Origin of the sequence: Amycolatopsis sp. lyj-346 (genome assembly GCF_046548975.1) — a bacterium.
GTDB lineage: Bacteria > Actinomycetota > Actinomycetes > Mycobacteriales > Pseudonocardiaceae > Amycolatopsis.
Genome location: NZ_JAJPWT010000010.1, coordinates 344,090 through 371,055, shown reverse-complemented (window position 1 = coordinate 371,055; position 26,966 = coordinate 344,090). Strand labels below are relative to the sequence as shown.

Here is a 26,966-nt window from a genome sequence, read left to right as displayed (position 1 = left end):
AACGCTCCACCGGCGGGCACCGCCGCTACTCCCGCCACCAACTGCGCCTCGCCGCCCGCGCACGGGAACTGGTCGACCAGGGCACCCCCGTCGACGCCGCCTGCCGCATCATCACCCTCGAAGACCAACTCCACGAAGCCCGCCGTCACAACACCCAGCTAACCACCGGCGACTGACACCCAACTCGGCACGCAGCCCCGCACCGCGTGCCGACCGCAGCGAAACTCAGGCTCCGATGACTTACCGCACACTCCTGGCCGGTGCGGCAGCAGACCTCGAAGTAGACCGGTCGGACAGCCTTCGACCGACTTCTAGACGACCGGTCTAGTTGACGCTAGGATGAAACCATGCCAGTCACCCAGGGCGACACTCGCCGCAGCATTCTCGACGCGGCTCAGCGGATCATGTCCCGCAAGGGATTCGCCGCCGTGGGGATCAACGAGGTCCTCTCCGAGGCCGGAGTGCCCAAGGGGTCCTTCTACCACTACTTCGGCTCCAAGGACGCCTTCGGCGAGGCGATGATGCAGGCGTACTTCGCGGACTACCTCGCGGACATGGATCGCATCCTCGGCGAGCGGGGCGGAACCTCGGCGCAACGGCTGATGAACTACTGGCAGAGCTGGCGCGAGACGCAGAGTCTCGACGAGTGCCAGGGCAAGTGCCTGGCCGTCAAGCTCGGCGCGGAGGTCTCCGACCTGTCGGAGTCGATGCGGCTCGCGCTGAAGGAGGGCACCACCGCCATCGTCGACCGCCTGGAGCGGGCGGTCGCCGCCGGCGTGGCGGAGGGCTCGCTCGCGGTCGACGAGGACGCCCGCACCACCGCGCAGGCCCTGTACGACATGTGGCTCGGGGCCAGCGTCATGGCCAAGATCCACCGTGACACCGGTCCCCTGACCACCGCCACGACGGTCACCCGCCGGCTCCTGCACCTGTAACACGTCGATCGGCGCAGCTCAGCGCCACCCAGTATGCTCACCCATTGGAGACGACCGGTCTACTCGATCGGTCCACATCGAAGGAGCAGTACCCATGAAGGTTCTTGTCGTCCTCACCTCGCACGACGAACTCGGCGACACCGGCCGGAAGACCGGCTTCTGGCTGGAGGAGCTGGCCGCGCCCTACTACCGCTTCCGGGACGCCGGGATCGACCTCGTGCTCGCCTCGCCCCAGGGCGGACGGCCCCCGCTGGACCCCAAGAGCAACGAGCCGGCCAGCCAGACCGACGAGACCCGCCGCTTCGAAGCCGACCCCGAGGCCATGGACGCCCTCGCCCACACCGTCCGCCTCGACTCCGTCTCCGTCGACGACTTCGACACCGTCTTCTACCCCGGCGGGCACGGCCCCCTGTGGGACCTGGCCGAGGACGCCACGTCCATCCGGCTGATCGAGGCCACCCTGCGCGCCGGCAAGCCGCTCGCCCTGGTCTGCCACGCGCCCGGCGTCCTGCGGCACGCGGTGAACGCGGACGGCACGCCGCTGGTGCGGGGCAAGAAGGTCACCGGGTTCACCAACACCGAGGAAGCCGGCGTCCAGCTCACCGAGGTGGTCCCCTTCCTGGTCGAGGACGAACTCGTGCGGCTCGGCGGCGACTACTCCAAGGGCGACGACTGGGCCCCGTACGTCCTGCGGGACGGCCTGCTGATCACGGGACAGAACCCCGCCTCCTCCGGTCCGGCCGCCGACGCCCTCATCGAGCTCGTCACCAAGGCCGAGTGAGCACTGACGCCGTGATGCCGAGCGCGCGGCTCGACGCCCCCGCCCGGGCCGGGGCCTACGCGACCCTGGCCCGGCGGGCGGCCATCCCGCGCGATCAACCGGCGCAACGTCCTCCGTCCGCGACACCCACGAACGCTAGATCGTGGGGCTACGGCGTTCGAGGAAGACGGTGTCCTGCCAGACGCCGTCGCGCTGGGCGATGCGTTCGCGGACACCGACCGTGCGGTAGCCCGCGGCGTGGTGCAGCGCGAGGCTCGCGCGGTTCTCGGTGAAGACCGACGTCTGCAAGGTCCACAGGCCGTCCTCGTCGGCGGCCATGACCTGCTTGCGCAGCAACGCTTTGCCGATGCCGCGGCCACGCTGGCCGTCGGCGACGCAGACCGACGTCTCGGCGACGCCGGCGTAGCAGTCGCGTGTGGACACCGGGGTCGCGGCGGCCCAGCCGACGACCCGGCCGTCGCGCTCGGCGACCCAGCGGTGCCCGGAAAGCCACTTCGCGTCGAGGCTGGCGCGGCCGGGGACGGTGGTTTCGAAAGTCGCGATGCCGGTCGCGATGCCTTCGGCGTAGATGCGGCGCACCGCGGTCCAGTCGCCCGGTTCAAGGGCGCGAACGTTGACGTCGGCGGGCACGTCGCCGGGGCAGCACGGGCGCGGCGCGAGCAGGCCCATGACGGCGTCGGCGGCGTGCGGGAGCCCCGCGCAGCAGGCCTGGTTGACGGTCACGACGGTGGCGGTGCCGACCTTCTCCAGGTGCACGAACCCCACGTCGGCGAGCTTGCGGACGTGGTGCGAGGTCGTGGACTGGCTCGTGCCGAGGATTTCCGTCAACGCCCCGACGGTGATGCCGTTCGGGGTGGTGGCGACGGCGTGCAGCAGCCGGACGCGGACCGGCTCGGCCAGGCAGGCGAACCAGTCGGCGTAGGTGGCGGCTTCCGCGGCGGGCAGCACCTGGGCCTGGGGCAGGGCAATCGGCATGCCGCCAGTGTATCGATCGGGATCGATGGTTGCATTCATCGATCCCGGTCGATACTCTCAGCCTCATTAATCGAGCTGAGTCGATAGAGGTGCTGGAGATGGACGAGTTGCCCGTCATCGTGGCCGGAGCGGGGCCAGTGGGGCTGGCCGCGGCTGCGGAGCTGCTGGAGCGCGGTCTCGAGCCGGTGGTGCTGGAGCGGGGGGAACGGGCCGGTGCCGCGGTCGCCGAGTGGCACCACGTCCGGTTGTTCTCCTCGTGGTCGGAGCTGGTCGACCCGGCGGCCGCACGCCTGCTCGAGCCGACCGGCTGGACGCGGCCGGACGCCGCCGCCTACCCGACCGGCCGCGAATGGGCCGACGCCTACCTGCGTCCGCTGGCCGCTGCGCTCGGCGACCGCGTGCGGTTCGGCGCCGAGGTGATCGGGGTCGCGCGCCGAGGCCGGGACCGGATCGTGGACAGCGGCCGCGAGGGCGAGCCGTTCTCCGTGCACTTCCGCACCGCCGGCGGCGAGGAGCGGGCCCTGGCGAAGGCGGTGATCGACGCCTCGGGAACGTGGCCCACCCCGAACCCGCTCGGCGGCGAAGGGCTACCCGCGATCGGCGAGCGCGCGGCGGCCGACCGGATTTCCTACCGCGTTCCGGACCTCGCCGCCGAGCGCGCGCGGTACGCGGGCAAGCACGTCGTGGTCGCGGGCAGCGGGCATTCCGCGCTGACGGCGCTGACCGCGCTGGCCGGGCTGGGTGACGCCGGGACGCGGATCAGCTGGGTACTGCGCCGCGGCGGAATCGGCCACACCTTCGGCGGCGGCGAAGCCGACCAGCTTCCCGCACGCGGCGCGCTCGGCCTGCGCGCGAAGGAGGCCGTGGACGCCGGGCTGGTCACCGTGGTGACCGGGTTCCGCACCGAAGCCATCGAGCACACCGGCGGCTCGATCGCGCTGGTCTCGGCCGACGGACACCGCATCGAGGCCGTCGACGAGGTGATCGCGCTGACCGGGTTCCGGCCCGAGTTGTCGTGGCTGTCGGAGATCCGGCTGGAGCTGGACCCGACCCTGCAGGCACCGGTCGCGCTGGCCCCGCTGGTCGACCCGAACGTGCACTCCTGCGGCACGGTCTACCCGCACGGCGCGAAGGAGCTTTCCCACCCGGAGCAGAACTTCTACCTGGCCGGGATGAAGAGCTACGGCCGCGCGCCGACGTTCCTCGCCCAGACCGGCTACGAGCAGGTCCGCAGCATCGCCGCCGCCCTCGCCGGGGATCACGAGGCCGCCGCCCGGGTCGAGCTGATCATGGCCGAGACCGGGGTCTGCGGCGGCGCCGGGCTGTTCGACGAAGCCGAGCCCGCCGCCGGCGGGTGCTGCGGCGCTCCCGAACCGGAGCTGCTGACGCTGTCGGCGCCGCGCGCTGCCGGAAGCTGAGCCGCGGCTGCCGACCGGGACATCGGCGCGGCCTGGGACGCTCACGGCGTCCGGGCTGCGCCGGGTCCTGGCCGTGCTGTGGACGCGGGCTTTGCGCGGGTAGCAGCCCGCGGCCAGACCGGCCTGGCCGCCCCCGACGACCACCACCTGCGTCGTGCTCACTTCGGCTGCGGGATCTTCTCGACCCATCGCCTGCGCAGCCACAGGCTCACGTACACCAGGCCCACGAGCACCGGGACCTCGATCAGCGGGCCGACCACGCCCGCGAGAGCCTGTCCGGACGTCACGCCGAACACGCCGATGGCCACGGCGATCGCGAGTTCGAAGTTGTTGCCCGCCGCGGTGAACGCCAGCGTCGTGGTCCGCGCGTACGACAGCCCCGAGGCCTTGCCGAGCAGGTAACCGCCGCCCCACATGATCGCGAAGTACACCAGCAGCGGCAGCGCGATCCGCGCGACGTCCAGCGGCCGCGACGTGATCGTCTCGCCCTGCAGGGCGAAGAGCACGACGATGGTGAACAGCAACCCGTAGAGCGCGATCGGCCCGATCTTCGGCAGGAACTTGCCCTCGTACCACTCGCGGCCCTTGCCGCGCTCCCCCATCCGCCGCGACAGGTACCCGGCCACCAGCGGGATGCCGAGGAAGATGACCACGCTCAGCGCGATCTCCCACGGCGAGAAGGCGACGCTCTGCGTGTCCAGGCCCAGCCAGCCGGGCAGCAGGTCGAGGTAGAACCAGCCCAGGACGCCGAACATGATCACCTGGAACACGGAGTTCAGCGCGACGAGCACGGCGGCGGCTTCCCGGTCGCCGCAGGCGAGGTCGTTCCAGATGATCACCATGGCGATGCAGCGCGCGAGCCCGACGATGATCAGCCCGGTGCGGTACTCCGGCAGGTCCGGCAGCAGCAGCCAGGCGAGCGCGAACATCAGCGCCGGGCCGAGGATCCAGTTCAGGACCAGCGACAGGACCATGGTGCGCTTGTCGCGGGTGACGGTGTCGAGCTTGTCGTAGCGGACCTTCGCCAGCACCGGGTACATCATCAGCAGCAGCCCGAGCGCGATCGGCAGCGACACCTGCCCGATCTTCACCGCCTCCAGCACGCCCTGCAGGCCCGGGACGAGGCTGCCGAGCAGCAGGCCGGCGGCCATCGCGACGATGATCCAGACGGGCAGGAACCGGTCCAGGAAGGACAGCCGGTGCAGAACGTCGGCGTCAGTGGTCTTGTCGGCGGTCTGGGTCACGGACCGGGCCTCCTGGGTCGGGAAGTGGGTGGTCAGTTGTCGAGGAGCTCGGCGACGAGCGTGCGGACGCGGCGGTCGATCTCGTCGCGGATCGGGCGGACGGCGTCCACGCCCTGCCCGGCCGGGTCTTCCAGCGGCCAGTCCAGGTACCGCTTGCCGGGGAAGACCGGGCAGGTGTCGCCGCAGCCCATTGTGATGACGACGTCGGAGGCTTCGACGTCCTCGGTGGACAGCTTGCCGGGCACCTCGGCGGTGATGTCCAGGCCCCACTCGGCCAGCGCCTGCGCCGCGGCGGGGTTGACCTTCTCGGCGGGCTCGGACCCGGCCGAGCGCACCGCGATCCGGCCGAGCGAGTAGTGCTGCAGCAGGGCGGCGGCCATCTGGGAACGGCCGGCGTTGTGCACGCAGACGAACAGCACCTCGGGAGTGCGGGACATGGACGATCCTTTCGGTGTCAGGCTTGGCCGCGCAGCCCGCCTGGATCGAAGTGTATCGATGCAATTGAAGACGCTTGGATCGACTCTTGTCAATCCAGCTGAGGTACGATCGACACCGCCGGGGTCACCGAGCCGTCGAGGAGGAGCCATGGCCGCGCACAACGGTCACGTCCGCTCGAAGCCGGTCGCGGTGACACTCCTGCTGGCCGAGCCCGCCGCAGTCGTCTCCGCCACCGAGGCCGAGACGGCCGCGAAGCTGTTCAAGGCCCTGTCCGACCCCGTCCGGATCCGGCTCGTGTCGCTGATCCGGCACTCACCCGGCGGCGAGGCGTGCTTCTGCGACCTCGCCGAGGACTTCGACATGCCTCAGCCGTCGCTGAGCCACCACCTGCGGGTCCTCGTCACCGCCGGCATCCTCACGCGCGAACGCCGCGGCACCTGGAGCTGGTACAGCCTGGTTCCGGAGCCACTCGGGGCGCTCGGCTCACTGCTCCGTGAAGGCGGCCCGCTCGCCGACCGTCCTGCCGCGTTGTCGGACGAGGAGCGGAACAAGCGCTGCTGAGACCGGCGTCCTCAGCCTGCCGTGAAAAGCCGGAAATGCGAGCACTTTCTTTCCCCAGCAGGTGACGTGGATCATGTTCGCGCATTGGTTACGTTGAGGTAACCGGCATCGGTCGGTCAGCCTGAGGGCACCAGAAACCCGGGAAGGAAATGTTCGATGACCGGATCGCCCACCCCGCTCGACGTGGTCTCCAAGTACTTCGATGCCCTGACTGCCAAGGACTTCGCCGCGGTCGCCGGCCTGTTCGCCGACGACATCGTCTGGCACCAGCCCGGCCGCAACCGGTTCTCCGGCACCCACCGTGGCAGCCGTGTGGTCGGCGACATGATCGGCGGAATGATGACCGTCAGCGAAGGCACCTTCGAACTGGCGCCGATCGGCACCCCCATGGCCAATGGTTCGCTCGTCGCGGTTCCCGTCCATTTCGAGGGGAAGCGCCACGGCGCCGCGATGTCGCAGGACGGCATCGACCTGCTGTCGATCGAGGGTGATCGGGTCAAGGAGGTGTGGCTGTTCTCCTCCGACCCGGAGTCCGAGGACGCGTTCTGGGGCACGGACTGAGCACGGTCCGGCTCGCTCGGGTGGGCGAGGCGGTCAACGGAGTTGCACGCGGAACCCGTCGAGGGTGGCGTACTGGCCGCTGCGCTTGACCACCCGGATGGTGTGCGGGGTGACGGGGTCCAGGCCGTCGGTGGTGTACAGCGTCTGCTGGACTTGCCTGCTGGTCGCCGAAGTGCTGATCACGCCCTGGGACACGTCGTCGACGAAGACCTCGATGTCGCCCTGGTCGGAGTTCTTCTCGCCGAGCACGCTCACGCCGGCGCCGGTGAACGTCATGGTGGCCGAGTCGCCGTTGTCGTGTGCGGCGTGCACTGTCTCGTGGAAGTCGCCGAGGCCGCGGAACCCCGGGGCGATCCACGAGCCGCGGTATTCGATGGACAGGTCGAAGTCGTCCAGGCGGCTGCGGTTCGCTCGCTGTTCGCGGGGCAGGCCGGCGGCCTTGATGATCGCTCGGGCCGCCGGCGGCCAGTCGCCGTTCTTGACCTCGGTGTTGCCGGTCAGGACGACGTTGGTGCCGTTGTTGTAGCTGCCCGCGGGTGCGTGGAAGTTGTCGTGCATGCGGATGTCGTGGATGGTGGGCGTCCACATGCCGGTCCACGAGCCGTTGGCGAAGTGGACGACGTTGCCGTGGGTGTCCCAGTTCGAGCTGCCTTCGTCCTGGTAGACCATGTTGTTGGTGTGGGTGCCGCCGCTCAGCACGTTGCCCCGGAACTCCGAGGTCAACGTGTCGTCGTGCCCGCCCTGACCGCCGTTGGTGTAGATGTGCCCGCCGTCGTGCAGCACGCCCATGACGTCGTAGACGTAGTTCTCGGCGATCTTGTTGGCACCGGCGTAGCTGGTGCCGCGCCGGCAGGAGCCGACCGGGAAGTTGCTCTGCTTCGCCTGGAGTTCGCAGCTCGCGGCCCAGCCCCAGCCCCAGCCCATCGAGATACCGGAGTACGGGGTGTGCGCGATCTCGTTGTTCGCGAGGGTGGCGCCGCGCGTGTAGCCGGCCCAGATGCCCACCGCGTCCTGGTAGTCCTGACCGACGTACTCGATGACATTCTGCGAAATGGTGTCGCCGCTGGTCATCCGGGCCGGATCGGTGACGTAGTAGTCGTCGACCTCACCGAGGGACACACCGCCACCGGACGTGTCGTGGATCCGGCTCCGGGTGATCGTCGACTCGCGGGTGCCGTCGGCCAGGTCGATGCCGGTGCCTCCGGTGTGGGCGATCTCGACGTCGGTGAAGACGATGCCGCGCCCGCGATGCACCTGCACCGCCGCGGGGATGCGGACGGAGCGGCGCGTGGCGGCGTCCCACAGCACGCCGGCCTGGTTGTCGAGGTAGCCGACGGTGGATGGCAGGTTCCAGGTCGTGTGCGCGAAGGTGACCCCGCGGAAGGTGATGTCGTGCACCGGGGCGATCCGGTCGGGGATCACCGTGAACCCGTCCACCACCAGGTAGCCGCCGCCGGCCTTGACCAGCTTGACGGTGTGCCTGCCAGTGGACAACCCGGTCACCGACACCACCGGCTGCTGCGCCAGCCGGACCGGTCCGTTCGCCGACACGGTCTTGACCTTGGTGCCGTCGACGTACACGTCGATGGCACCGCCGTCGGTGTTGACCTCGGTGAGCACGTCCACGCCCGTACCGGTGAAGGTGAAAGTCATCGAGTCACCGTTGACCGTGGTGTAGTGCACGTCGTTGTCGAAGTCGCCGTACGGGCGGCCGCCGGCGGTTCGCCACGACGGCGAGTACGTCGCGCGGGGGTCCGTGTCGTTGACGGGCGCCAGGTGCCCCGGCGTTCCGCTGAGGTCGACGACCTTGTCCAGGACCGGCAGGTCCACCTGAGCGGTGGCGAGGTTTTCGCCGGGTCGCGGCTTGTAGTACAGGTAGTTCGCGGTGGTGTCGAGGTAGAACTCACCGGGCTCGGTGAGCAGCTGGTACGCGTTTTCCACCCAGCTGACGCCCTCGAGCTTCGGAAGCCCGGCGCCGTTGAACGGGAAGCCCAGGTTCGGCACCGAGCTGTTGTTGTTCGCGAAGCAGTCCGGTGCCACGTTGAGGCTGGAGCCACCGCCTGCGGCTTCGGTGATGCCGGCCAGCGGGCACCGCATGTGCTTCCAGTCGCGGTTGTAGACCACCTCGACCGCGGAGGCGTTGGTGAAGGATCGATACGACTTGTCCCCGGTGCTGAAACCGGAGTCCTTGAGGGTGAACCCGCCGGGGTCGAGCGGCCCGCGGGCGCGCTGGGCCCGCTGTCCGTTGACGAACAGCTGGCGGCTTTTCGTGCCGGGCGGCGCGACGGCCCGGTAAATGGTGCGAGAGCTGTCGTAAAGGCTGAAGCCACGCACCTGGCGGGCGCCGCTGAACACGGGCCGCTCGGTCCGGTAGGCCGAGTACACGACCCGGTGGCCGTGGGCACCCGAGTCCTCCGGACCGAGCGTGAACGGCTCCGCCAGCCGGTAGGTGCCACCGCGCAGACGCACGGTGATGTCGGTGGTCATCGAGCCGGCCAGGCCGCGCACCTTGTTCCGGACACCGGCCAGACTGCACGGCGCCGCCTGCGTGCACGCCTGCCCGGAACCAGCCGGGGCCGCATACAGCTCCGTCGCCGGAGCCGCGGCGGCCGGCAAGGGCAGGCCGAGCCCCACGGCGACCGTCACGACGGCGACCATCAGACGCCTTACCTGTGGCCATGAACGCGTGCGCATCAGTACTCCTCAAAGGTGTAGGGGTCGATCACGTCGCACTTCACCACCCGAGCGGTGACCTGCGCACTGCTCGCGACGGACTGGGCACGTCGCCGAAGGTCGACAGGGTCGTCACCGGGCCGACCGGCGCGATCGACACCGTCCTCGTCGTCCGGAACAGCTGCTTCTGGCTGACGTAGCCGATGTCGACGGTGACCTTCGCGGGGTCCGGCGAGGAGAAGGCCGCCGGAGCGGTGACGGTCCACGGCACGGTCGTCGACACGCCCGCTTCGAGACTGCGAGCCGGCTTTCGGGGACCGGTGACCTGCCACCCTTCCGGCGCACTCACCGTTACCCGCAACGACTTCAGCGGAGCGGTCGTGTCCAGGTTCGTCAGCGCGACCTTCACGGTGGTGGCCCCACCGGCCGCCGTCGATGTGCGCTCCGGGGTGACGTCGACGCCCAGCGGGGGCCGGAAGCTGTCCGCGCCGGACCGCTGCGCACGCGGGATGCCCGCGTGGTGGATGATCGCCGCCGCGGCGACGGGGGGCTCGTCGCCCATCGCGATCGTGTTCGTGACGCGGCTGTTGGGGGCGCGGTTCAGATCGTCGAACGCCACGTTCGCGCTGGCGTAGGTCGAGTCGGCCGTCAGGTCCCCGGTGGTGTAGCCGGCGGCGGCGTTCGCGTTGGCGTGCAACGCTTGCCGGGTCCGGAGGAACACGTTGTCCGTGGCCGTCCAGTACCGGGAGCCTTCGTCGAAGTAGAACCCGAACGAGTAAGCCGACTTCGGCGCCAGGCTGTCCCGGCAGAAGTTGCCGTCGAGCACCGAACCCGGCATGGATCCGAGGGTGTACACGCACGCGCCGTCGTTCATCTCGGTGATGACGTCGTGGAGGTAGTTCGCCTCGATCCGCGCGTTGCGGGCCGTCGTCGGGGTGGTGTACGCGGGCGTCCCGAAGTCGTAGGTTCCGCGCGCGCGGTAGTTCGGGCTGCCGCCCTGGTCCCACATGCCCCAGCCGTAGCCGACGGCGATGCCGCTGTAGGGCATGTTGAACACTTCGTTGTGCGCGATGGTGATCCCGTCGACGTAGGTGGAGAAGATCCCCGCCATGTCCCGGTGGACGATTCCGTTGTCGTGCACGGAGTTGTTCGTGACGACGATGTTCTTGACCGTCATCGCCGGATCGGCCGGGTGGTGGGCGTCCTCGCGGATCCCGCCGACGACGACGCCGCCCGCCGCGTTCTGCGCGAAGGTGTTCCCGGTGACCTTGATGTCCTGCGCGGCCAGGCCGACGCCGGACGCGTGCGCGTTGGCGTCGTTGCCGATGCCGAGTGCCTGCGAGCCGAGGTTGGTGAAGGTGTTGCCGGTGAAGGCCACGTTGGTGGCCGCGGACACCTGCACGGCACCCGGCATCATGCTCCAGTTCGGGCGCGCCGCTTCGAAGCCGGGACATCCGGCGGCGCAGGAGGTGAACGCGTCGGCGGGCCGCGTCGGCTGGACGTCGGCGAGGTAGCCGCCGGTCTGCTGGCTGGCGAATCCGGTACTGCGGCCGGGCCCGAGCCACGACGTCCCGGTGAAGGTGAGGCCGGTGAAGTTCAGGTTCCGCACCGGTTTGGCGAGCGTGCCCGAGACCTGCACCAGCGATTCGACGCGAGGAAGCTCGACGTCGGCCTTCGCCATCGACTGCCCGGCCGCCGGCTTGTAGTACAGGACGCCCGCGACCGTGTCGAGGAACCACTGCCGCTCGGCGGAAAGGAACTCACGGGCGTTCTGCAACGTGAAGATCGGGCCGCCGAACGGGCTTTGCAAGGTGTCGTAGCCGTAGGTGTTGTTGTTCCACGCCGGCTGCTGCATCGTCACGGTCGACCCGCTCACGGACTCGACCGGCGCGAAGCGGTCGGTGAACGACAGCACCGCCTCCAGCTCCACGCGTTTCGGCGTCTTCACCTTCTGCAGCGTCGACGCGAGAGCCGCGTCCTTGACGGTGAACCCGGTCGCGGTGATGGCGATCTTGTCGCGCGGCACGGCGATCCGGGCCCGCGGGGCGATCACGCCGTCGACGTAGAGCTGGCGGCTGTCGAAGCCCGTACCGACCTTCGCGGCATAGACGTTGTTCGCCGGATCGCTCAGCGCCCACGCGGAGACCTTCTTGGCGCCGGTGAACACCGGGCGGGCACCGGGAGCCGCCTGCCAGGTGACCGTGCGGGCCGCTCCCCCGTCTCGGTCGTCGAACTTGAGCGGGGCGTCCAGCCGGTACGTGCCGTCCCCGACGAGGACCGTGACATCAGTGCCCGCGGCGCCCTCTCGCACCTTCCGCTGAGCGGCGAGCACCGTGCACGGCGCCGGCCGGGTGCACGCGGTGCCGGGTGCGTTCGGCGTGACGTAGAGCGTCGTGCTCGCGGCCGCGGACGCGAGCGGAACGAAGCCCGTCCCCGCGGCCAGTGCCGCGAGCACGACGACCGTGGCGCCGCGGCGTCTCCGCCCGGCACCTCCGGAACTCGGGTCGGATGGGTTCACCGTTGAACTCCGTTCCAGTGGGGAGATCACCAACACTGGGCGGAATAATGCTGAGTCATTTCACGAGTGGTCAAGTATCGATTGGGTCACAGGAGAGTCCGGCGACGGCGATTTCACTGCTCACAGCGGGTGTCGGTGCAGTGAAAAGATCAACCTCGAGCAAGGTCTACGCGACATAAATACTACTCATCGACGTGAGTGTTACAGTACCTTGCGTACCAGCGTCTTCGGCGCCCAGGCGCCGGCGAAGGGGGACCATGCCCACCGACGGTGGCGCCTACCGGCCGGGCTACGAACTCGCCGCCGAACGCATCCTGGAGCTGATCGACCGCCTGAACCTGCGTCCGGGCGACCGGCTGCCCACGGAGATCGACCTCGCCCATCAGCTCGACCTCAGCCGCTCGGTGGTGCGCGAAGCGGTCAAGGTCCTCTCCGCGCTCGGGCGGGTGAGGGCGCACAAAGGGCGCGGCCTCTACGTGGCCGACGGCACGAGCATGCTCGGCGGTGCCCGGCAACCCACCTTCTTCCTGCCGACGAACCTCGAACACGTCGACCGGCTCTTCGAATTCCGCAAGCTGATCGACGTCGAAGCCGGCAGGCTCGCCGCCACGCGCGCGACCCCGCTCCAGCTCAACGACATGCGCGAAGCCGTCGCCGGCTGCGTCAGCGCTTTCGAGACCGGCGACTTCGAAGCCTTCCGCCAGGCCGACGACCGGTTCCACGAGTCGGTGGCCGCCGCGGCCCAGAACCCGTTCCTGAGCGAAGCGGTCATCCAGTGCCGCCACGCCCAGCGGCAGACGGCCCGGCTCGGCCTGCCTCCCTTCCTCGCGGCCAACTACGGCCTGGCCAACCAGGAACACGCCGCGATCCTCGCCGCGATCCAGGCCGGGGACGTCGACCGCGCGGGCCAGGCCGCCCGCCACCACATCGATCGCACCGAAGCCGATTACCGGCAAGAAATCATGACGCGGCTGTCCCAGTCCGATCTGGGTCCCCCGGCGTCAGTGCAAAGCGCTGCCGATACGACGTCGGAGTCGTCGAGTACGCGCTGACGAAGTTCTGCCGGAACGTGACGACGCTGGCAAACCCGCACGCCGCGGCGACCCGGGCAATGGGCGTGTCCGTGGTCTCGAGCAGGTGCCGGGCCTCGTCGAGACGGCGAGCGAGGACCCACCGCGCGGGCGTGGCTCCGGTGACTTCGGCGAACCGGCGGGTGAAGTTGCGCCGGCTCATGCCGGCGTGGGCGGCGAGGTCCTCGACGGACAGCCGCCGGTCCAGGCGGCCGAGTGCCCAGTCGATCGTCGGCCCCAGGTGCGCGACACCCCCCGGCTCGGGCATGGGGCGCTCGACGTACTGCGCCTGGCCGCCCTCGCGGTGCGGCGCGACGACGAGGTGCCGGGCAACGGAAGCGGCGGCGGCCGAGCCCAGGTGAGTGCGGACGATGTGCAGGCAGGCGTCGATCGCGGAGGCGGTACCGGCGGAGGTGAGCACGTCCCCGTGGTCGAGGTACAGGGCCGCGGCATTGATCGTCACCTCGGGGCGCCGCTTCCCGAGCAGGTCGACCGCGGCCCAGTGGGTGACGACCGCCCGGCCGTCGAGCAACCCGGTGTCGACCACGGGAAAGGCCCCGAGACACAGCCCGGCGACACGGCTCCCGCGGGCGTGGGCCGCGCGGATCCGCGCTGTGAAGCCTTCCCCGGCCGGCGGGAGGTCGTCCGGCCAGGACGGCAGGACGACGAGGTCGGCTTGTTCGAGCACTTCCGGTCCGGCCACGTCGTCCACCCGCAACCCCTCCGCGGTCCGGATGCCGTGCCCGTCGTCGGTCCACACCGTCGGGGTCCAGCCGGGCGCCAGCCCCTGCCGGCCGACTTCGCCGAAGATCAGCAACGGAGCGGCGAGGTGGAACATCGTCACGCCGTCGAAAGCGTGAACGGCAACCCGCATTCTGTCCCAATCTCATCGAAAGATGTCATTCGCGCCACTCACGCTACCTGAGCTCGTCGGACGAAGGTGGTGCTGACACCCCGTCACCGCACCGAGGAGAGAACGAATGGCCGCGCCGCGCCGAGCACTGATCGTCGTCGATGTCCAGGGCGAGTACTTCGACGGGATGCTCCGGATCCAAGCCCCGCCACGGGAAGCGACGCTCGCCAACGTGGTGCGCGCGCTCGAGGTCGCCGAGCGCGAGAACCTGCCGGTCGTCATCGTGCAGCACCAGCTCCCCGAGGGCGCGCCCGTCTTCGGCAAGGGAAGCCCGGGCTGGTCCCTGCACCCGGAGATCGAGCGGCGGGTAAAGCCGGCCTGGAAGCGCGTCGTCAAGGAGAAGAGCAGTGTCTTCGCCGGCACCGACGTCGCGGCGTGGCTGGCCGGCCACGACGTCGACACCGTGACCATCGTCGGCTACATGACGAACAACTGCGACATCGCAACGGCCGTCGGGGCCGAGGAACTGGGACTGGCCGCCGAGGTGCTGTCCGACGCGTCGGGCGCCATCCACCTCGCCAACGAAGCAGGAAAGGTGCCGGCCGCGAAGCTCCACGAAGTCCTGATGGTGCTCCTGCAGTCGAACTTCGCCGCGGTCGCGACCACCGAAGCGTGGGCCGCCGCGGTGGGTGCGGGCGAGCCGCTCCCCAAGAGCGATCTCGGCACCTCTGCGGCGCAAGGACGAGCAGCATTCGCCGGCTAGCCGTGTGAGGCCATGACGTTGGTGACGTCGGCGTGGAGCCCGCGCCTCATTTCTTCTTCCGCCGTGGCTGCATCGGCGGCAGGCCGAACGCCGCCCGCAGCGCCGGCTTCTGCATCGGCCGCAGTGCGGCCTGCATCAGCACGCCCCACAGGATCAGCCCGACCGGGCTGCCCGAGGATGCGGCCAGACGACATCGCCGGGGTCGGCCACACCCGCGGCGAGGTACCAGACGAATCCGGCGAGCGCCAGGTAAAGCACGGCCTGGGCAGCGATCGCCGAACGCATCGTCCTGATCCCACGTCGCACCTGCCGTTCCGCATCCGCATCGGACCCGGGCAGCGGCTGACTGGCGACCGGCTCGATCATGGCGGAACACGCCTCTCTGTGGGAACCACGGCAGCAACCCGTCCAGAAGACCACGGGTGCTGCGGGACCGGTCCCACAGCCAACTGAGACGTCGACATAGCCACCTGGACGGACCGCGAATAGACCGGAGCGATCAGTCACAGGTCCCACCAGCCCGGCGCACCCGTGCCACAGCGACACCCGGTCATGCCGGTGAGCGAGAGCGAGCGGGACCGCTACCCGACCGTCGCAGTCAGGCCTTCGCCCCCGCGGCCGTCTGCGGCAAGCGCCTCGATTTCCGCCGCCACTCCGGCCAGACGCCACCCGCCGGTCGCGGCGACCGAAACACCACCACGCCCATGCCGGCCACCGTCAGGGCCAGGTCCGAGCGAGCCGCTGAAACGTCTCCGGATCGCTGTGCACCGGCACCACGCAGAGCAGGTGGCCACCGGGCGCGCGCAGTGTGTGACACTCCAGCCAGCTCGAGACCAGCTTCGCGCCCAGAGCTGTCAGACGGGCTACTTCCGCCGACACGTCATCAGTCTCGATATCGACGTGATAGCGGGCCTCGTCGTCGACCGCCTGGATGTCGACGATCAACCCGGGGATGGCACCGTCCAGAGCAGTGAACTGTTCCTCGCCCACCACAGACCGTGCCGGAACCCCCAGCGCGGCAGACCAGAAACCCGCTGCCGAACCGGCCTCCGCGACAGGCGTGTCAATGAAGATCCCGAACAGCCGACTGCGATGCACGGCATGAGGCTATCCGACACGGGAGGCAGCCCGCTCCAAGGCCGGCTGGGGCCGCACCGCTGAACACCCGGGCGCCGATCGCCCTGCAGAGGCAGCGACCTTCGATGTCATGAGCCGCGTGAGAGCATCCACGGCACAAGCGAGAAGACGCCACCCGGCAAAGGCGATGACGGCGGCGACGCGTCAGGTGGTACGGCGCCCGACCGTGAGGGCCCGCTCGGCCGGGTTGAGCGCGGCGACGGCGGCGTCGACGGTCGCGACGGTGCCGATGACGTGGCGCCGAACTCCCGGGGCTGCCGTTGGCCGGCCGGGCCGCGCGTGAACATCTGCCGAAAGACAGACGCGCGACGAGCCGACCGTCGAGCAGCCTGGCGGGCATGAAGAAGATTCGCAACGTTGTGGCCGGCGGAGTGTGCCTTCTCACCGTCGTCAACGGAGTGACGGGCACATCTGCCGCTGCCACGCCGGAACCCGGTCTGTCCTGGCAGGACTGCGGGGACGGCCTGCAGTGCGGCTCGCTGGCCGTGCCGTCGGACTGGGCACAGCCGGACCAGGCCCCGATCGCACTCGGTCTGGCGAAGCTGCCCGCCACGAATTCGGTCGGCAAACGTGGCGTTCTGGTGATGGACCTCGGTGGTCCGCAGGCGCAGATCTCCGCGTTCCGTCAACCGGCCTTCCAGGAACGGTTCGCGGAGCTGAGGCAGTGGTTCGACCTCGTCATCTTCGATCCTCGGGGGTTCGAGGCGAGCAGCGGCATCTCCTGTCCGCTTCCGGCGCCGACCGAGGCGGACTACGTGTTTCCGGACCAGGCCGCCTTCGACGTGTACGCCGAGCAGAACGCCCGCTTCGGTCGGGAGTGCGCCAGTACGCCGCTGGCCGGCAAGCTCGATTCCTGGCAGGTTGCGCACGATCTGGACGCCATCCGCAAAGGGCTCGGCGAGCGGAAGCTCAACTATTTCGGCAACTCCTACGGCACCGTGTACGCACAGGCCTACGCCGGCCTGTTCCCCGATCGCGTCGGTCGGATGTACCTGGACAGCGTCATGGACCACACCAACCGCTCGCTGCGGAACTGGCTCGGCCAGCGCGCTCGTGCGAACGAGCGCAGCCTGCACCGGTTCGCCGACTGGTGTGCGGGGCAGTCGAGCTGCGCACTGTACGGCCGCGATGTGCTGACCGTCTGGGACGAGCTCGTCGAGCGGGCCGAACAGCAGCCGATCCCCGGCGGCGGTACCACGGTCAGTGCGGAGCAGATCGTCGCACGTGCCGATGTCAGTGCCGAACGGCGGTGGCCGGCGTTCGCCACCGCGCTTGCCGAGGCACACGCGGGTGACGCGACGAAACTCGCCACCAAGCCGGCATTTCCCCCCGATCCCAGCGTGATGCGGATCGCGGTCTGTGCCGACTTCCCTTACCCCGGCGACTACCAGGCGGTCCGAGCGGTGGAAACGTCCCTGCGTTCGGTGGCACCACGGCTGGGTTGGCGGCAGGCGTGGATCTGGGCCATGAACTGTGCGCGGCTGCCGGGCAACGGCACGTTCCCGCCACAACGTCACGACTTCGGCCGGCTTCCGCCGGTCCTGGTCGTCGGTGGTGAGCACGACGACAACACTCCGCCCGAATGGGGACGGCACCTCGCCGCCCAGCTTCCCGGCGCACGGTACCTCGCGGCGGACGGCGACCACGCGGTCTATGTGGACGGCAACGCCTGCGCCCGTGCTCACGTCCACCGCTACCTGACCACCGGTCAGCTGCCGCCGAAGAACGCGGTCTGTGCCTAGGGTTGCCGTTGTGAAGATCATGCTGCTCGCGGTGGGGACCGCAGGATTGCTGGTCGGGTTCACCTTGTGGGAGAACCCGGGAGCTGACTTGCCAATGCTCGTCGCGATCAGTCTCGCCGTCTGCCTGCCGCTGTTGCTGTGCAGGAGGCTGCCTGTGACCGCGGCGGTACTGGCGTCGGGGGTCTCGTTGCTCGGCAGCGTGATCCCCGGCTGGCCGGGCCGGTTGGTGGCCATGGCGGCGTTGTGCTGCGCCGCCTACTACCGGCCGCTGCGTCTGTCATCGGTCGTGGCAGTATCCCTGGTCTGGGTGATCGGCTACGGGATCCTGTCCAGCAAGATGGGCCCGGCCGCCGACCTGATCGTTCTGGGCGTTGCGCTGCCGGTGGTCGGCTACGCGCTGCGGCTGCAGCGTGACCGGGCCGGGCAGACGATCCGGCTGCGTCTCGCCGAGGCGGACCGCGTGGCAGCCGAGGACCGCGCGCGTCTGGCCAGAGACGTGCACGACAGCGTCGGTCACCACCTGACCGCGATCCGGCTGCAGGCCATGGCTGCCCGCCGGGCTCTGGGCGGCACACCCGCGCTCGCCGACCGTGTGCTCGGCACCATCAACGACCTCTCCTCGTCCGCACTGAGCGAGGTGCGTGCGCTGCTGACCACGTTGCACGCAGCCCCTGGGCTTGCGGAGGTCGAGGACCTGGTCCACCGGCTGTCCGGTCCGAACCGCCGGATCACGGTGCACGGTACGGCAGCCCCGCTACCGCTAGCCGTCGACCACGCTGCTTACCGCGTCGTGCAGGAAGCTCTGACCAACGCGGTGCGGCACTCCGACGCCACCGAAATCGACGTGTGCCTGCAACACGACCGGCACGGCATGGAGGTCACGGTCACCGACAATGGCACCGGCAGCGCTGAAGTCGTTGAGGGACAAGGCATTCGCGGCATGCGTGAGCGGGTGCACGTGCTCGGCGGCACCCTGTCGATCGGCCCCCGGCCCCCGCGGGGTTGGTCAGTGCGGGCGAGGATCCCAGCATGATCCGCGTACTGATCGCCGACGACCAGGCACCCGTGCGCGAGGCGTTGCGGCTGGTGTTCGACGGCGAGCCGGACATCGAGGTGGTCGACGAGGCGGCCAACGGCGCCGAGGCCGTGCGAAAGGCGCTGTGGCGGCAACCGGACGTCGTGGTCATGGATCTACGTATGCCGCACCTGGACGGGATCGCAGCCATCCGCCAGCTCACCGAGACCGAGCCGGCACCACGCGTGCTCGCACTGACGACCTTCGACCTCGACGACTACCTGTTCGGTGCGTTGCAGGCGGGAGCCGCTGGTTTCCTGCTCAAGGACAGCGAACCCGAGCTGCTGCTGGACGCAGTGCGCGCGCTGCACACCGGTCAAGGGTTGATCGACCCCCAGGTGACCGGGCGGCTGATCAACCGGTTCGCCGCGCTCTCACCACGGGCGCCAACGCATGAACTGGATCTACTCACCCCACGCGAGCACGAGGTACTGCGGCACATCGCCCGAGGGCTGAGCAACGCCGAGATCGCCGACACGCTGGTGATCGGACCCGGCACGGTGAAGACCCACGTCGCCAGGGTGCTCGGCAAACTGGGGCTGCGCACCCGGGTCCACGCGGTGATCTACGCCTATGAGCACGGTCTGGCAGGCGACGCTGAGCGGCCCTGATGGGCCGGCCGGCACGACCGCGGCCGCCCACACCTGCTCGCGATGCGCGATCCGGACCGCCCGGCCGAGGACCACCGGCCCCGGCCAACGGCGTCACCGGCACAGCGACGGCAGCCGGGCAGGCCGCCGCTTGGACGAGGCGTCAAGATTGACACCAAATCGCCCCTACTCCCGGGTAGCAAAAAAGCCCAGGTCTATGACCTGGGCTTTGCTCCCCCGCTTGGACTCGAACCAAGAACCCTCCGGTTAACAGCCGAATGCTCTGCCAGTTGAGCTACAGGGGATTGTCGCTCACTTCCGGTGCCGGTCTCCGACCGACAAGAAGAACTTTAGCCCATGCCCCCCAAGGCCTTCACACCACCCCCCCACTTAGCGCAACCATCCCCGCGGGCCCGGTTTTCCTGGACAATGGACAGTCGGACGACCTAACGACGGAAGGCGTGGACGCGGATGAAGAAGTTCCTGCTGGGGGCAGGCCTGGGGTACGTACTGGGCGCCAAGGCAGGCCGGGGGCGGTACGAGCAGCTCGTGCGCACCTACCGCCGGGTCGTCGACCACCCCATGGTCCAGGGCGCCGCCGGCGTGGCGCGGGCCAAGATCGGAGAGAAGCTCAAGCGCTGACCTGGGCCACGAAGAAGACCCGGCGGAACTCGAACCACGTGGTCCCGTCGGGCCGGGCCGGGTAGGCCTCGGCCAGCAGCGGGGCCAGCTCCGCACGGAACCGCGCCCACCCGGCGTCGGGCAGGGCCGCGCGGATCGGGCGCAACGCCGTCCCGGTGATCCACTCCAGCACCGGGGACGGCCCGCTCAGCGGCTGCACGTACGTCGTCTCCCAAGCGTCGACGGCGCAGCCCGCGTCGGCCAGGAGGTCGGCGTACTCCAGCGGGGCCGACACCGCGTCGTCCTCGCGCAACACCACGTCGGCCAGGGTGGACGCCCACGCCGGGGACGCCGCCAGTTCCCGCGTCAGCACGTGCGAAGGCGCCTTGAAGTTCCCCGGGACCTGCACCGCCAGACAGGCGCCCGCGGGCAGCGAAGCAGCCCAGCGGCGGAGCAAACCGGAGTGGTCCGGCACCCACTGCAGGACCGCGTTCGACACCACGACGTCGGTGTCCGGCGCCGGTGCCCAGTCGCGGACGTCGAGCAACGTCGCGTCGAGGCCGCGAGCGCGGGCCGCCGTCACCATTTCGGGTGAACTGTCGCCGCACTCCAGTGCGGCCGCGGGCCAGCGGTCGCGGAGGGAAACGGTGAGGTTGCCCGGGCCGCAGCCGAGGTCGACGACGCGCCGCGGTGCCGAAGCCCCGATGCGCGCGATCAGGTCGTAGAACGGCCGGGCCCGGAGGTCGGCGTAGTCGAGGTACTTGGCCGGATCCCACACGACAGCCTCCCACGTAACCAGTACGCCTGTACTGAGTACGAGCGTACTGCTACTCCGCCGGATTGACCAGCTTCGCGGCGACCTGCTCGGCGATGGCCTCGACCAGCGCGACGTCGGTGCCGGGGTCCGGCCGGACCTGCAGCACGGTGCCGTCGCGGCCGGGCACCTTGCGCTGGACGAACCACGCTCCCCCGGTGCCGATGTCCTGCCGGTGCCGCGAGCGGATCGAGCCCTCGACGCGCTGGTAGGCCTCGCGCGGCACCTTGCCCGGCGACGGCAGCCGGAAGCGCACCGGCGGCAGGTCGGCCAGCACGACCGCCGAACCCGCCGTGCCCACCTCGGACGACTCCGTCAGGGTGAAGACCCCGTCCGCCCACGCCGCCTTGCCGATGAGGTGCCAGCCGACGCGACGCGCGCCGTCCGCAGAAGGGATCCACAGGCCGAGCGCCGTCACGACCAGGTGCCCGCCGCCCTCGACCGGGGCGCTGTCCACGGCGTCCTCGCCCGGTTCCAAGACCCCGGCGAACCCGGCGGGTGTGCGGTCGCCCAGCAACCGCCGCAGCAAACTCATCTCAGCTCCACGCGCCGGCGGCGGCCTGCTCGCCCAGCGACTTCTTGTACTGCTCCAGCGCCACGAGGTCGCCGAACAGCGCGCGGTAGTCGTCCGGCGCTTCGACCGGCGACAGCCGCTGCAGCTTCCCCTTGATCTCCGCGATCTGCCGCCCGACGAGCCCCTCCTGCAGCCGCGCGAGGATCGACGAGATGTACCGGGAGTCGACCTCGTCCTTGGCCTGCAACGGTTCCACGGCCAGCTCGGACAGCACCCGCCGGACCGTCCCTTGCGGACAGTGCGGGGCGGCCGCGTCCAGCAGCGCCGGCCCGGTCAGCCCCGATCCCGCGCCGCCCGCCTTGAGCACGGCTTCGTGCACCGCGACGTACACCGGGTGCGTGAACGCCTCCAGCGGCAGGGCGTCGTACTCCGGCCCGGCGATCGCGGGCTGCTGCAACGCGGCTTTCAGCGCCTCGCGCTGCACGGCGAACCGCGGGTCCTTCGGGGCCGGACGGGCGACGTCGGCCTCCGGGGCCTTCACCTCGGGAGCGCCGACGCGCGCGGGCTGGCGCAGGGGCGCCCCGCCGCGCTTGTCCGTCGCACCCGCGGACCCGCGGACCCGGTTGACGACCTGGGCGACGTCCTGCCAGCCAACCCACCAGGCGAGCTTCGACGCGTAGCCGTCCCGCGCCGCGCGGTCCTTGATCGACGCCACCATCGGCACGGTCTTCTGCAGGGCCGCGACCTGGCCGTCGACCGAGTCGAGGTCGTAGTTCTTCAGCGTGCTGCGGATGACGAACTCGAACAGCGGCGTCCGCCGCGCGACCAGGTCCTTCACCGCGCTGTCGCCCTTGGCCAGCCGCAGCTCGCAGGGGTCCATGCCGTCCGGCGCCACCGCGATGTACGTCTGGCCGGCGAACGTCTGGTCGCCTTCGAACGCCTTCAGCGCCGCCTTTTGGCCCGCTTCGTCGCCGTCGAACGTGAAGATGACTTCGCCGCGGAAGGCGTCGTCGTCCATCATCAGCCGGCGAAGCACCTTCATGTGGTCTTCGCCGAACGCCGTGCCCGACGACGCCACCGCCGTCGGCACGCCCGCCGCGTGCATCGCCATCACGTCGGTGTAGCCCTCGACCACGACCACCTGGTGCCGCTTCGCGATCTCGCGCTTGGCCAGGTCGAGGCCGAACATGACCTGGGACTTCTTGTAGATCGGCGACTCGGCGGTGTTGAGGTACTTCGCCGAGATCCGGTCGTCGTCGAACAGCCGCCGCGCGCCGAAGCCGACCACCTCGTTGCCGACGTCGCGGATCGGCCAGACCAGCCGCCGGTGGAACCGGTCCATCGGGCCGCGCTGGCCCTCCTTGGACAGCCCCGCCGTGAGCAGTTCCTTGACCTCGAACCCGCGCATGAGCAGGTGCTTGGTCAGCTTGTCCCAGCCACCGGGTGCGTACCCGCAGCCGAACGTCTTCGCCATGGCGGCGTCGAACCCGCGCTCGGACAGGAAGTCCCGCGCCGGGCGCGCTTCGTCGGTGACCAGCTGCTCGGCGTAGAACTCCTGGGCCGCGCGGTGCGCCTCGATCAGCCGGCTGCGGCTGCCGCGGTCGCGCTGGATCGTCGCGCCGCCGCCTTCGTAGGTGAGCCGGATGCCGACCCGGTCGGCCAGCCGCTCGACGGCCTCCACGAACGTGATCAGGTCGATCTTCTGGACGAACTTGATCACGTCGCCGCCCTCGCCACAGCCGAAGCAGTGGAAGGTCCCGTGCGCCGGGCGGACGTTGAACGACGGGGTCTTCTCGTTGTGGAACGGGCAGAGCCCCTTCAGGCTGCCCCCACCGGCGCGGCGCAGTGCCACGTACTCCCCGACGACCTCGTCGATCCGGTTCCGCTCGCGCACCTCCGCGATGTCGCTCTCCCGAATCCGTCCTGCCACGTCGCCCACTCTAGTCTCGCCTCTTGCGGCACACTCGGGGCATGGCCTCGACGACCACCACCCAGGACACGCTCGCCACCCAGTTCGCCGAGCACCGCGGCCACCTGATCGGGGTGGCCTACCGGCTGACCGGCACCCGCGCCGACGCCGAGGACGCGGTCCAGGAGTCCTGGTTCCGGCTGGCCGGGCTGGACGACGCCGGCCGGGCGGGGATCCGCGACCTGCGGGCCTGGCTGACCACGGTCGTCGGCCGGATCTGCCTCGACCGGCTCAAGTCGGCCGCCGCGCAGCGGGAGCGCTACGTCGGCAACTGGCTGCCCGAGCCCGTCGTCACCCCGTTCGGGCGGCCGGTCAGCGAGGACCCGCTCGACGTCGCGGTCCGTGACGACGGGCTGCGGATGGCCGCGCTGGTCGTCCTCGACAAGCTGACGCCGGAGCAGCGCGTCGCGTTCGTCCTGCACGACGCCTTCTCGGTGCCGTTCACGGAGATCGCGGACGCGCTCGGCGTCTCGGTCGCCGCCGCGCGGCAGTACGCGTCCCGCGGCCGCAAGGCCCTCGCCGACGCCGACCCGGCACCGCGCGTCCCGCTGGACGACCAGGCGAAGATCCTCGAAATGTTCGTCACCGCGCTGCAGGCCGGGGACGTCCGGGCGATGACCGAGCTGCTCGCCCCGGACGTCGTGCTCATCGGCGACTCGAACGGCAAGGGCCGGACCACGCGCCAGCTCATCGTCGGCCCGGACAAGATCGCCCGGTTCTTCGTGGGCCTCATGAGCAAGTACCCGCCCGGCGTGCTCACGAGCGGCACGCCGGTGCTCGTCAACGGCGACCTGGGGGTCTACCTCGCCCCGCAGCCGGGCAGCGACGGCTTCCTCGCCCTCGACGAGCACGTGCAGGCGATGACCGTCCGCGACGGGAAGATCGTGGCCATCTACGACGTCGTCAACCCGGACAAGCTGGCCCGGATCACGCGTCCTGGCGACGCGCCTTCGTGATCCCGGCGGCCAGGAGGACGGCGGCGAAGGCGCCGAAGTAGGCCAAGGCCCAGCCGGGGCTGAGCGGCGAATCGGACAGGACGGTGGCGTTGCCGCCGTCCCGGCCCGCGTTCGCCTCCCCGTTCCCGCTGAGGAACTTCGTGACGGCGTTCAGCGGCAGCCACCGGTGGATCGCCTGCCCGGCTTCCGGGATGAGCTGGACGACGTTCTCCGCCATGAGCGGGTAGACGACGAGCACGGCCACGGCGCCGGCCGTGTAGCGCACGAGCAGGCCCACGCCGACCCCGCAGACCGCGGCCAGCGCGAACACCGGTCCGGTGCCGGCGACGATCCGCCAGTCGGCGGCGCTGTCCAGGGCCAGGTCGGCGTCCGGGGCGAGCACCCTGGCCACCAGCCAGGCCGCGAACGCGGCGGCTTCGCCGAGCACGAAGGCGTACCCGGCGACGAGCGCGGCCTTGGCCAGCAGCACCGGCGACCGGCTCGGCACGGCCTGGAAGGTGCCGTGGATCGTGCCTGTGTGGTACTCGCTGGTCACGGCGAGCGCGGCCAGCACCAGCACGGCGACCAGGGCGAGCTGGTAGCCGAACTGGGTGCTCGCGACGGTGGGCGGCAGCCGGGATTCGGTGGCCGTGAGCGCGGTGAGCGCGGCCGGGAAGGCCAGCGCGACCAGGGCGAACACGCCGCACACCCAGGGCGTGGCGATGCTGAAGAGCTTGATCCGTTCACTGGCGACGAGGTGCATGCCGAGCACGATCCCGCGGCGGACCCCGGTGGCGCGTCCCACCGGGGTCGGGTTCCCGGCCTCCTACGGGAGCGGGACCCGGCACGCGTCACCGGAGGTGAACCCCTGGTCGACGATGCCGAGCGCGCTGTTCATCCGGGCGCGGGAGTTCTCCAGCGCGATCTGGTAGGTCAGCTCGAGGACGCCGTCGCGGCCGAACTCGCGCTCGAGCTCGGCGACCTGCTCGTCGGTCACCGTCACCCGGTCCCCGGACATCGCGTCGGCGTAGGCGAGCGCGAGCCGCTCCTGGTGGCTGAACGCGGGCGAGGTGGCGTAGTCGTCGATCTTCGTCAGCCGCTCGATGTCGAGGCCGCCGTGCTTCTGCAGCATGGTGCCGAAGTCGACGCACCACGAGCAGCCGATCCGCGTCGCGACCCGGTAGACGGCGAGCTCGCGCACGTTCACCGGGATCTTCTTCGCGGCCCGCTCGGCCAGCAGCTCGTGCACCACGGACGTCCGCAACAGCCCGGGGTGGTGCGCGGTGACGGCCATCGGCTCGGGCACCGCGCCGAAGCGGCGGCCGGCGAACCGGTAGAAGAGCTTGAGGAAGAGCCCGGCCTCGGACGTCTTCTTGGCGGGGATGCGCGGCATTTCGGTCTCCTTCGTCTCGGTGCTACGAGGGGGACGAGACGGCTTCCGAAGACGTGACACCGGGCGAGGTGAGCCACGCCACCAGCATCGTCACGGCGGCCGCGGCGAACACGACCGTGAGGCCAGGCGCGGCCAGCCCGCCGGTCGTGGCCAGCGCGAGCCAGCCGAACACCGCGGCCCCGGCCAGGCCGCCGGCCTGCCGGGCGAAGGTCAGCGACCCCAGCGTGACGCCCAGCAGCGCCCGGTCGGCCCGCGTCTGGCCGAGGACGGTGTAGGCGGACGTGCAGACGGCGAACGCCGCGCCGATCGCGAACAAGCCCGGGGCGAGGAGCCAGGGCGCGCCGTCGAACACGGCGGCGACGGCGATCGCGGCGAGCCCGGCCGTGCCGAGCAGGCAGCCGAACCGGCCCCACGCCGGCATGTCCGGGTGCCGCCGGGCCAGTGCGGCGAAGGACGTCGACAGGACGAGCTGTCCCGCGGTCATGGCGACGAGCAGCAGCCCGGTGCCCGCCGCGCCCGCCCCCGAAGCCGCGACCAGGGCGACGTAGGCGAAGGTGCCGTAGAGGGCGGCGCCCGCCAGGACGTTGACCACCACCGCGCGCTTGAGGACGGCGTCCGCGAACACCTTCGGCGAGATCAGCGGGCTCGGGGTGCGGCGTTGCCGCCGGACGAACAGCAAGCCCGTCACCACGGCGGTTCCGAGCAGCAGCGGCGTCCACAGTGGACTGCGAGCCAGCGCGTCGACGGTGCCCGGCGCGACGGCGGCGGCGCCCGCGACGGCCAGCAGGACGCTGCCCGGGACGTCGAACTTCTGCCTGTCCCCCGGCGGCTTCGCGGGCAGCCCGCGGAGCCCGAGGACCAGCGCGGGTACGCACAGGGGCAGGTTGACGAGGAAGATCCACCGCCAGCCGGGGCCGGCCGCGAGCAGCCCGCCCAGCGGCGGCCCGCCCAGGGTGGCGGCCGCGAAGACGGCCGTCTGCCAGCCCTGGCGGCGCAGCAGCTCGTCGCGGTCGAACAGCTCGCCGAGCGCGCTCATCGCCGTCACGATCAGGCCGCTGCCGCCCAGGCCCTGCAGCGCACGGGCGGCGATCAGCGAGCCGAGATCGGGTGCGGCGGCGCACCACGCGGAAGCGGTGGCGAACAGGAGGACCGACCCGGCGAAGGCGATCCGGCGGCCGTACAGGTCACCGAGCCTGCCGTGCAGCGGCGTCGCGACGGTCAGGGTCAGCAGGCCGGCGGCGGTGACCGCGACGAGCCCGGTGCGGGCGTGCAGATCGGCGCCGATCGACGGCAGGGCCGCGGTGAGGACCAGGCCGTCCAGCTGGGCCATGGCCATGCCGAGCAGGAGGCCGGCGTAGGCGAGGTTGCGAGATGCGTGCATAAAGC

The 26,966-nt window shown here is 70.5% G+C and carries 26 protein-coding genes, 1 tRNA gene and 1 pseudogene; 13 read left to right on the top strand and 15 right to left on the bottom strand.

The features are described from left to right. The 3 genes and pseudogenes from ACLJQE_RS28525 to ACLJQE_RS28515 all read left to right on the top strand — a co-directional run. A pseudogene (locus tag ACLJQE_RS28525) lies at positions 1 to 176 on the top strand (MerR family DNA-binding transcriptional regulator); the annotation flags it as partial. 171 nt (positions 177 to 347) lie between these two features. Then, a complete protein-coding gene (locus ACLJQE_RS28520) occupies positions 348 to 935 on the top strand; it encodes a TetR/AcrR family transcriptional regulator (protein ID WP_410642474.1) in 588 nt (195 codons plus the stop codon). A gap of 94 nt (positions 936 to 1,029) precedes the next feature. After that, entirely contained in the window at positions 1,030 to 1,716 is a 687-nt protein-coding gene (locus tag ACLJQE_RS28515) for a type 1 glutamine amidotransferase domain-containing protein (protein WP_410642473.1), read from the top strand. Positions 1,717 to 1,851: 135 nt separating this feature from the next. On the opposite strand, the gene ACLJQE_RS28510 is transcribed toward ACLJQE_RS28515, so the two are convergent. Then, on the bottom strand, positions 1,852 to 2,691 hold the full coding sequence (locus ACLJQE_RS28510; RefSeq protein WP_410642472.1) for a helix-turn-helix domain-containing GNAT family N-acetyltransferase: 840 nt from the start codon (positions 2,689 to 2,691) through the stop codon (positions 1,852 to 1,854). 98 nt (positions 2,692 to 2,789) lie between these two features. Between ACLJQE_RS28510 and ACLJQE_RS28505 the strand changes: the two genes are divergently transcribed. After that, positions 2,790 to 4,109, top strand: a complete 1,320-nt coding sequence (locus ACLJQE_RS28505) for an NAD(P)-binding domain-containing protein (RefSeq protein WP_410642471.1) — start codon at positions 2,790 to 2,792, stop codon at positions 4,107 to 4,109. A gap of 158 nt (positions 4,110 to 4,267) precedes the next feature. Here the strand turns inward: ACLJQE_RS28505 and arsB are convergent, their stop codons facing one another. Beyond that, positions 4,268 to 5,353, bottom strand: coding sequence for an ACR3 family arsenite efflux transporter (gene arsB, locus ACLJQE_RS28500; protein ID WP_410642470.1), 1,086 nt, complete (start codon positions 5,351 to 5,353; stop codon positions 4,268 to 4,270). 32 nt (positions 5,354 to 5,385) lie between these two features. Further along, positions 5,386 to 5,790, bottom strand: a complete 405-nt coding sequence (locus tag ACLJQE_RS28495; protein ID WP_410642469.1) for an arsenate reductase ArsC — start codon at positions 5,788 to 5,790, stop codon at positions 5,386 to 5,388. 148 nt (positions 5,791 to 5,938) lie between these two features. On the opposite strand from ACLJQE_RS28495, the gene ACLJQE_RS28490 reads away from it, so the two are divergent. Further along, positions 5,939 to 6,352: an ArsR/SmtB family transcription factor gene (locus ACLJQE_RS28490; protein ID WP_410642468.1), complete on the top strand. Its 414-nt coding sequence runs from the start codon at positions 5,939 to 5,941 to the stop codon at positions 6,350 to 6,352. Positions 6,353 to 6,508: 156 nt separating this feature from the next. Then, the gene (locus ACLJQE_RS28485; protein ID WP_410642467.1) at positions 6,509 to 6,913 is read left to right on the top strand and encodes a nuclear transport factor 2 family protein; all 405 of its coding nucleotides are present in this window, start codon (positions 6,509 to 6,511) and stop codon (positions 6,911 to 6,913) included. Between the two features lie 33 nt (positions 6,914 to 6,946). Here the strand turns inward: ACLJQE_RS28485 and ACLJQE_RS28480 are convergent, their stop codons facing one another. Beyond that, complete coding sequence (locus ACLJQE_RS28480) at positions 6,947 to 9,559, bottom strand: hypothetical protein (protein ID WP_410642466.1); 2,613 nt, start codon at positions 9,557 to 9,559, stop codon at positions 6,947 to 6,949. A gap of 88 nt (positions 9,560 to 9,647) precedes the next feature. Then, complete coding sequence (locus ACLJQE_RS28475; protein WP_410642465.1) at positions 9,648 to 12,104, bottom strand: NEW3 domain-containing protein; 2,457 nt, start codon at positions 12,102 to 12,104, stop codon at positions 9,648 to 9,650. 257 nt (positions 12,105 to 12,361) lie between these two features. On the opposite strand from ACLJQE_RS28475, the gene ACLJQE_RS28470 reads away from it, so the two are divergent. Next, positions 12,362 to 13,156, top strand: a complete 795-nt coding sequence (locus ACLJQE_RS28470) for a FadR/GntR family transcriptional regulator (protein WP_410642463.1) — start codon at positions 12,362 to 12,364, stop codon at positions 13,154 to 13,156. Here the strand turns inward: ACLJQE_RS28470 and ACLJQE_RS28465 are convergent. Beyond that, complete coding sequence (locus ACLJQE_RS28465) at positions 13,065 to 14,048, bottom strand: GlxA family transcriptional regulator (protein WP_410642462.1); 984 nt, start codon at positions 14,046 to 14,048, stop codon at positions 13,065 to 13,067. The two genes, ACLJQE_RS28470 and ACLJQE_RS28465, sit on opposite strands and share 92 nt — an antisense overlap. A gap of 106 nt (positions 14,049 to 14,154) precedes the next feature. On the opposite strand from ACLJQE_RS28465, the gene ACLJQE_RS28460 reads away from it, so the two are divergent. Then, positions 14,155 to 14,790: an isochorismatase family protein gene (locus tag ACLJQE_RS28460; protein ID WP_410642460.1), complete on the top strand. Its 636-nt coding sequence runs from the start codon at positions 14,155 to 14,157 to the stop codon at positions 14,788 to 14,790. A gap of 153 nt (positions 14,791 to 14,943) precedes the next feature. Here the strand turns inward: ACLJQE_RS28460 and ACLJQE_RS28455 are convergent, their stop codons facing one another. Together ACLJQE_RS28455 and ACLJQE_RS28450 are read right to left on the bottom strand one after the other, a co-directional pair. After that, entirely contained in the window at positions 14,944 to 15,156 is a 213-nt protein-coding gene (locus ACLJQE_RS28455; RefSeq protein ID WP_410642459.1) for a hypothetical protein, read from the bottom strand. A 351-nt stretch (positions 15,157 to 15,507) separates the two neighbouring features. After that, positions 15,508 to 15,888: a VOC family protein gene (locus ACLJQE_RS28450; protein WP_410642458.1), complete on the bottom strand. Its 381-nt coding sequence runs from the start codon at positions 15,886 to 15,888 to the stop codon at positions 15,508 to 15,510. A 299-nt stretch (positions 15,889 to 16,187) separates the two neighbouring features. On the opposite strand from ACLJQE_RS28450, the gene ACLJQE_RS28445 reads away from it, so the two are divergent. Genes ACLJQE_RS28445 through ACLJQE_RS28435 form a run of 3 tightly spaced genes read left to right on the top strand, consistent with a single transcriptional unit; the run spans position 16,188 to position 19,355 of the window. After that, positions 16,188 to 17,669, top strand: coding sequence for an alpha/beta hydrolase (locus tag ACLJQE_RS28445; RefSeq protein WP_410642457.1), 1,482 nt, complete (start codon positions 16,188 to 16,190; stop codon positions 17,667 to 17,669). Between the two features lie 19 nt (positions 17,670 to 17,688). Then, on the top strand, positions 17,689 to 18,702 hold the full coding sequence (locus ACLJQE_RS28440) for a sensor histidine kinase (protein WP_410642491.1): 1,014 nt from the start codon (positions 17,689 to 17,691) through the stop codon (positions 18,700 to 18,702). Then, positions 18,699 to 19,355: a response regulator gene (locus ACLJQE_RS28435; RefSeq protein WP_410642456.1), complete on the top strand. Its 657-nt coding sequence runs from the start codon at positions 18,699 to 18,701 to the stop codon at positions 19,353 to 19,355. The genes ACLJQE_RS28440 and ACLJQE_RS28435 overlap by 4 nt, the downstream gene beginning before the upstream one ends. A 211-nt stretch (positions 19,356 to 19,566) precedes the next feature. On the opposite strand, the gene ACLJQE_RS28430 is transcribed toward ACLJQE_RS28435, so the two are convergent. Next, positions 19,567 to 19,639: transfer RNA gene (locus ACLJQE_RS28430), tRNA-Asn, on the bottom strand. 166 nt (positions 19,640 to 19,805) lie between these two features. Here ACLJQE_RS28430 and ACLJQE_RS28425 point away from each other — a divergent pair. Beyond that, positions 19,806 to 19,976 carry a hypothetical protein gene (locus tag ACLJQE_RS28425; protein ID WP_003097798.1) on the top strand — a complete coding sequence of 57 codons (171 nt, stop codon included), beginning with the start codon at positions 19,806 to 19,808 and terminating at the stop codon, positions 19,974 to 19,976. Here ACLJQE_RS28425 and ACLJQE_RS28420 read toward each other — a convergent pair. From ACLJQE_RS28420 to dnaG, 3 genes are read right to left on the bottom strand one after another with little or no spacing between them, the layout of a single operon-like run. After that, positions 19,966 to 20,733: a trans-aconitate 2-methyltransferase gene (locus ACLJQE_RS28420; RefSeq protein WP_410642454.1), complete on the bottom strand. Its 768-nt coding sequence runs from the start codon at positions 20,731 to 20,733 to the stop codon at positions 19,966 to 19,968. The genes ACLJQE_RS28425 and ACLJQE_RS28420 overlap by 11 nt on opposite strands. A 49-nt stretch (positions 20,734 to 20,782) precedes the next feature. Continuing rightward, the gene (locus ACLJQE_RS28415) at positions 20,783 to 21,304 is read right to left on the bottom strand and encodes a hypothetical protein (protein WP_410642453.1); all 522 of its coding nucleotides are present in this window, start codon (positions 21,302 to 21,304) and stop codon (positions 20,783 to 20,785) included. Position 21,305: 1 nt separating this feature from the next. Next, positions 21,306 to 23,213 (bottom strand): DNA primase, encoded by a 1,908-nt coding sequence (dnaG, locus tag ACLJQE_RS28410; protein ID WP_410642452.1) that lies wholly within the window; start codon positions 23,211 to 23,213, stop codon positions 21,306 to 21,308. Positions 23,214 to 23,254: 41 nt separating this feature from the next. Between dnaG and ACLJQE_RS28405 the strand changes: the two genes are divergently transcribed. Then, a complete protein-coding gene (locus tag ACLJQE_RS28405; RefSeq protein ID WP_410642451.1) occupies positions 23,255 to 24,208 on the top strand; it encodes a sigma-70 family RNA polymerase sigma factor in 954 nt (317 codons plus the stop codon). On the opposite strand, the gene ACLJQE_RS28400 is transcribed toward ACLJQE_RS28405, so the two are convergent. The 3 genes from ACLJQE_RS28400 to ACLJQE_RS28390 all read right to left on the bottom strand — a co-directional run bounded on the left by ACLJQE_RS28400 (position 24,180) and on the right by ACLJQE_RS28390 (position 26,961). Then, complete coding sequence (locus ACLJQE_RS28400; RefSeq protein WP_410642489.1) at positions 24,180 to 24,950, bottom strand: hypothetical protein; 771 nt, start codon at positions 24,948 to 24,950, stop codon at positions 24,180 to 24,182. The two genes, ACLJQE_RS28405 and ACLJQE_RS28400, sit on opposite strands and share 29 nt — an antisense overlap. A 63-nt stretch (positions 24,951 to 25,013) precedes the next feature. Then, positions 25,014 to 25,580 (bottom strand): carboxymuconolactone decarboxylase family protein, encoded by a 567-nt coding sequence (locus ACLJQE_RS28395; RefSeq protein ID WP_410642450.1) that lies wholly within the window; start codon positions 25,578 to 25,580, stop codon positions 25,014 to 25,016. A gap of 22 nt (positions 25,581 to 25,602) precedes the next feature. Next, positions 25,603 to 26,961 carry an MFS transporter gene (locus tag ACLJQE_RS28390; protein ID WP_410642448.1) on the bottom strand — a complete coding sequence of 453 codons (1,359 nt, stop codon included), beginning with the start codon at positions 26,959 to 26,961 and terminating at the stop codon, positions 25,603 to 25,605. Positions 26,962 to 26,966 lie beyond the last annotated feature (5 nt).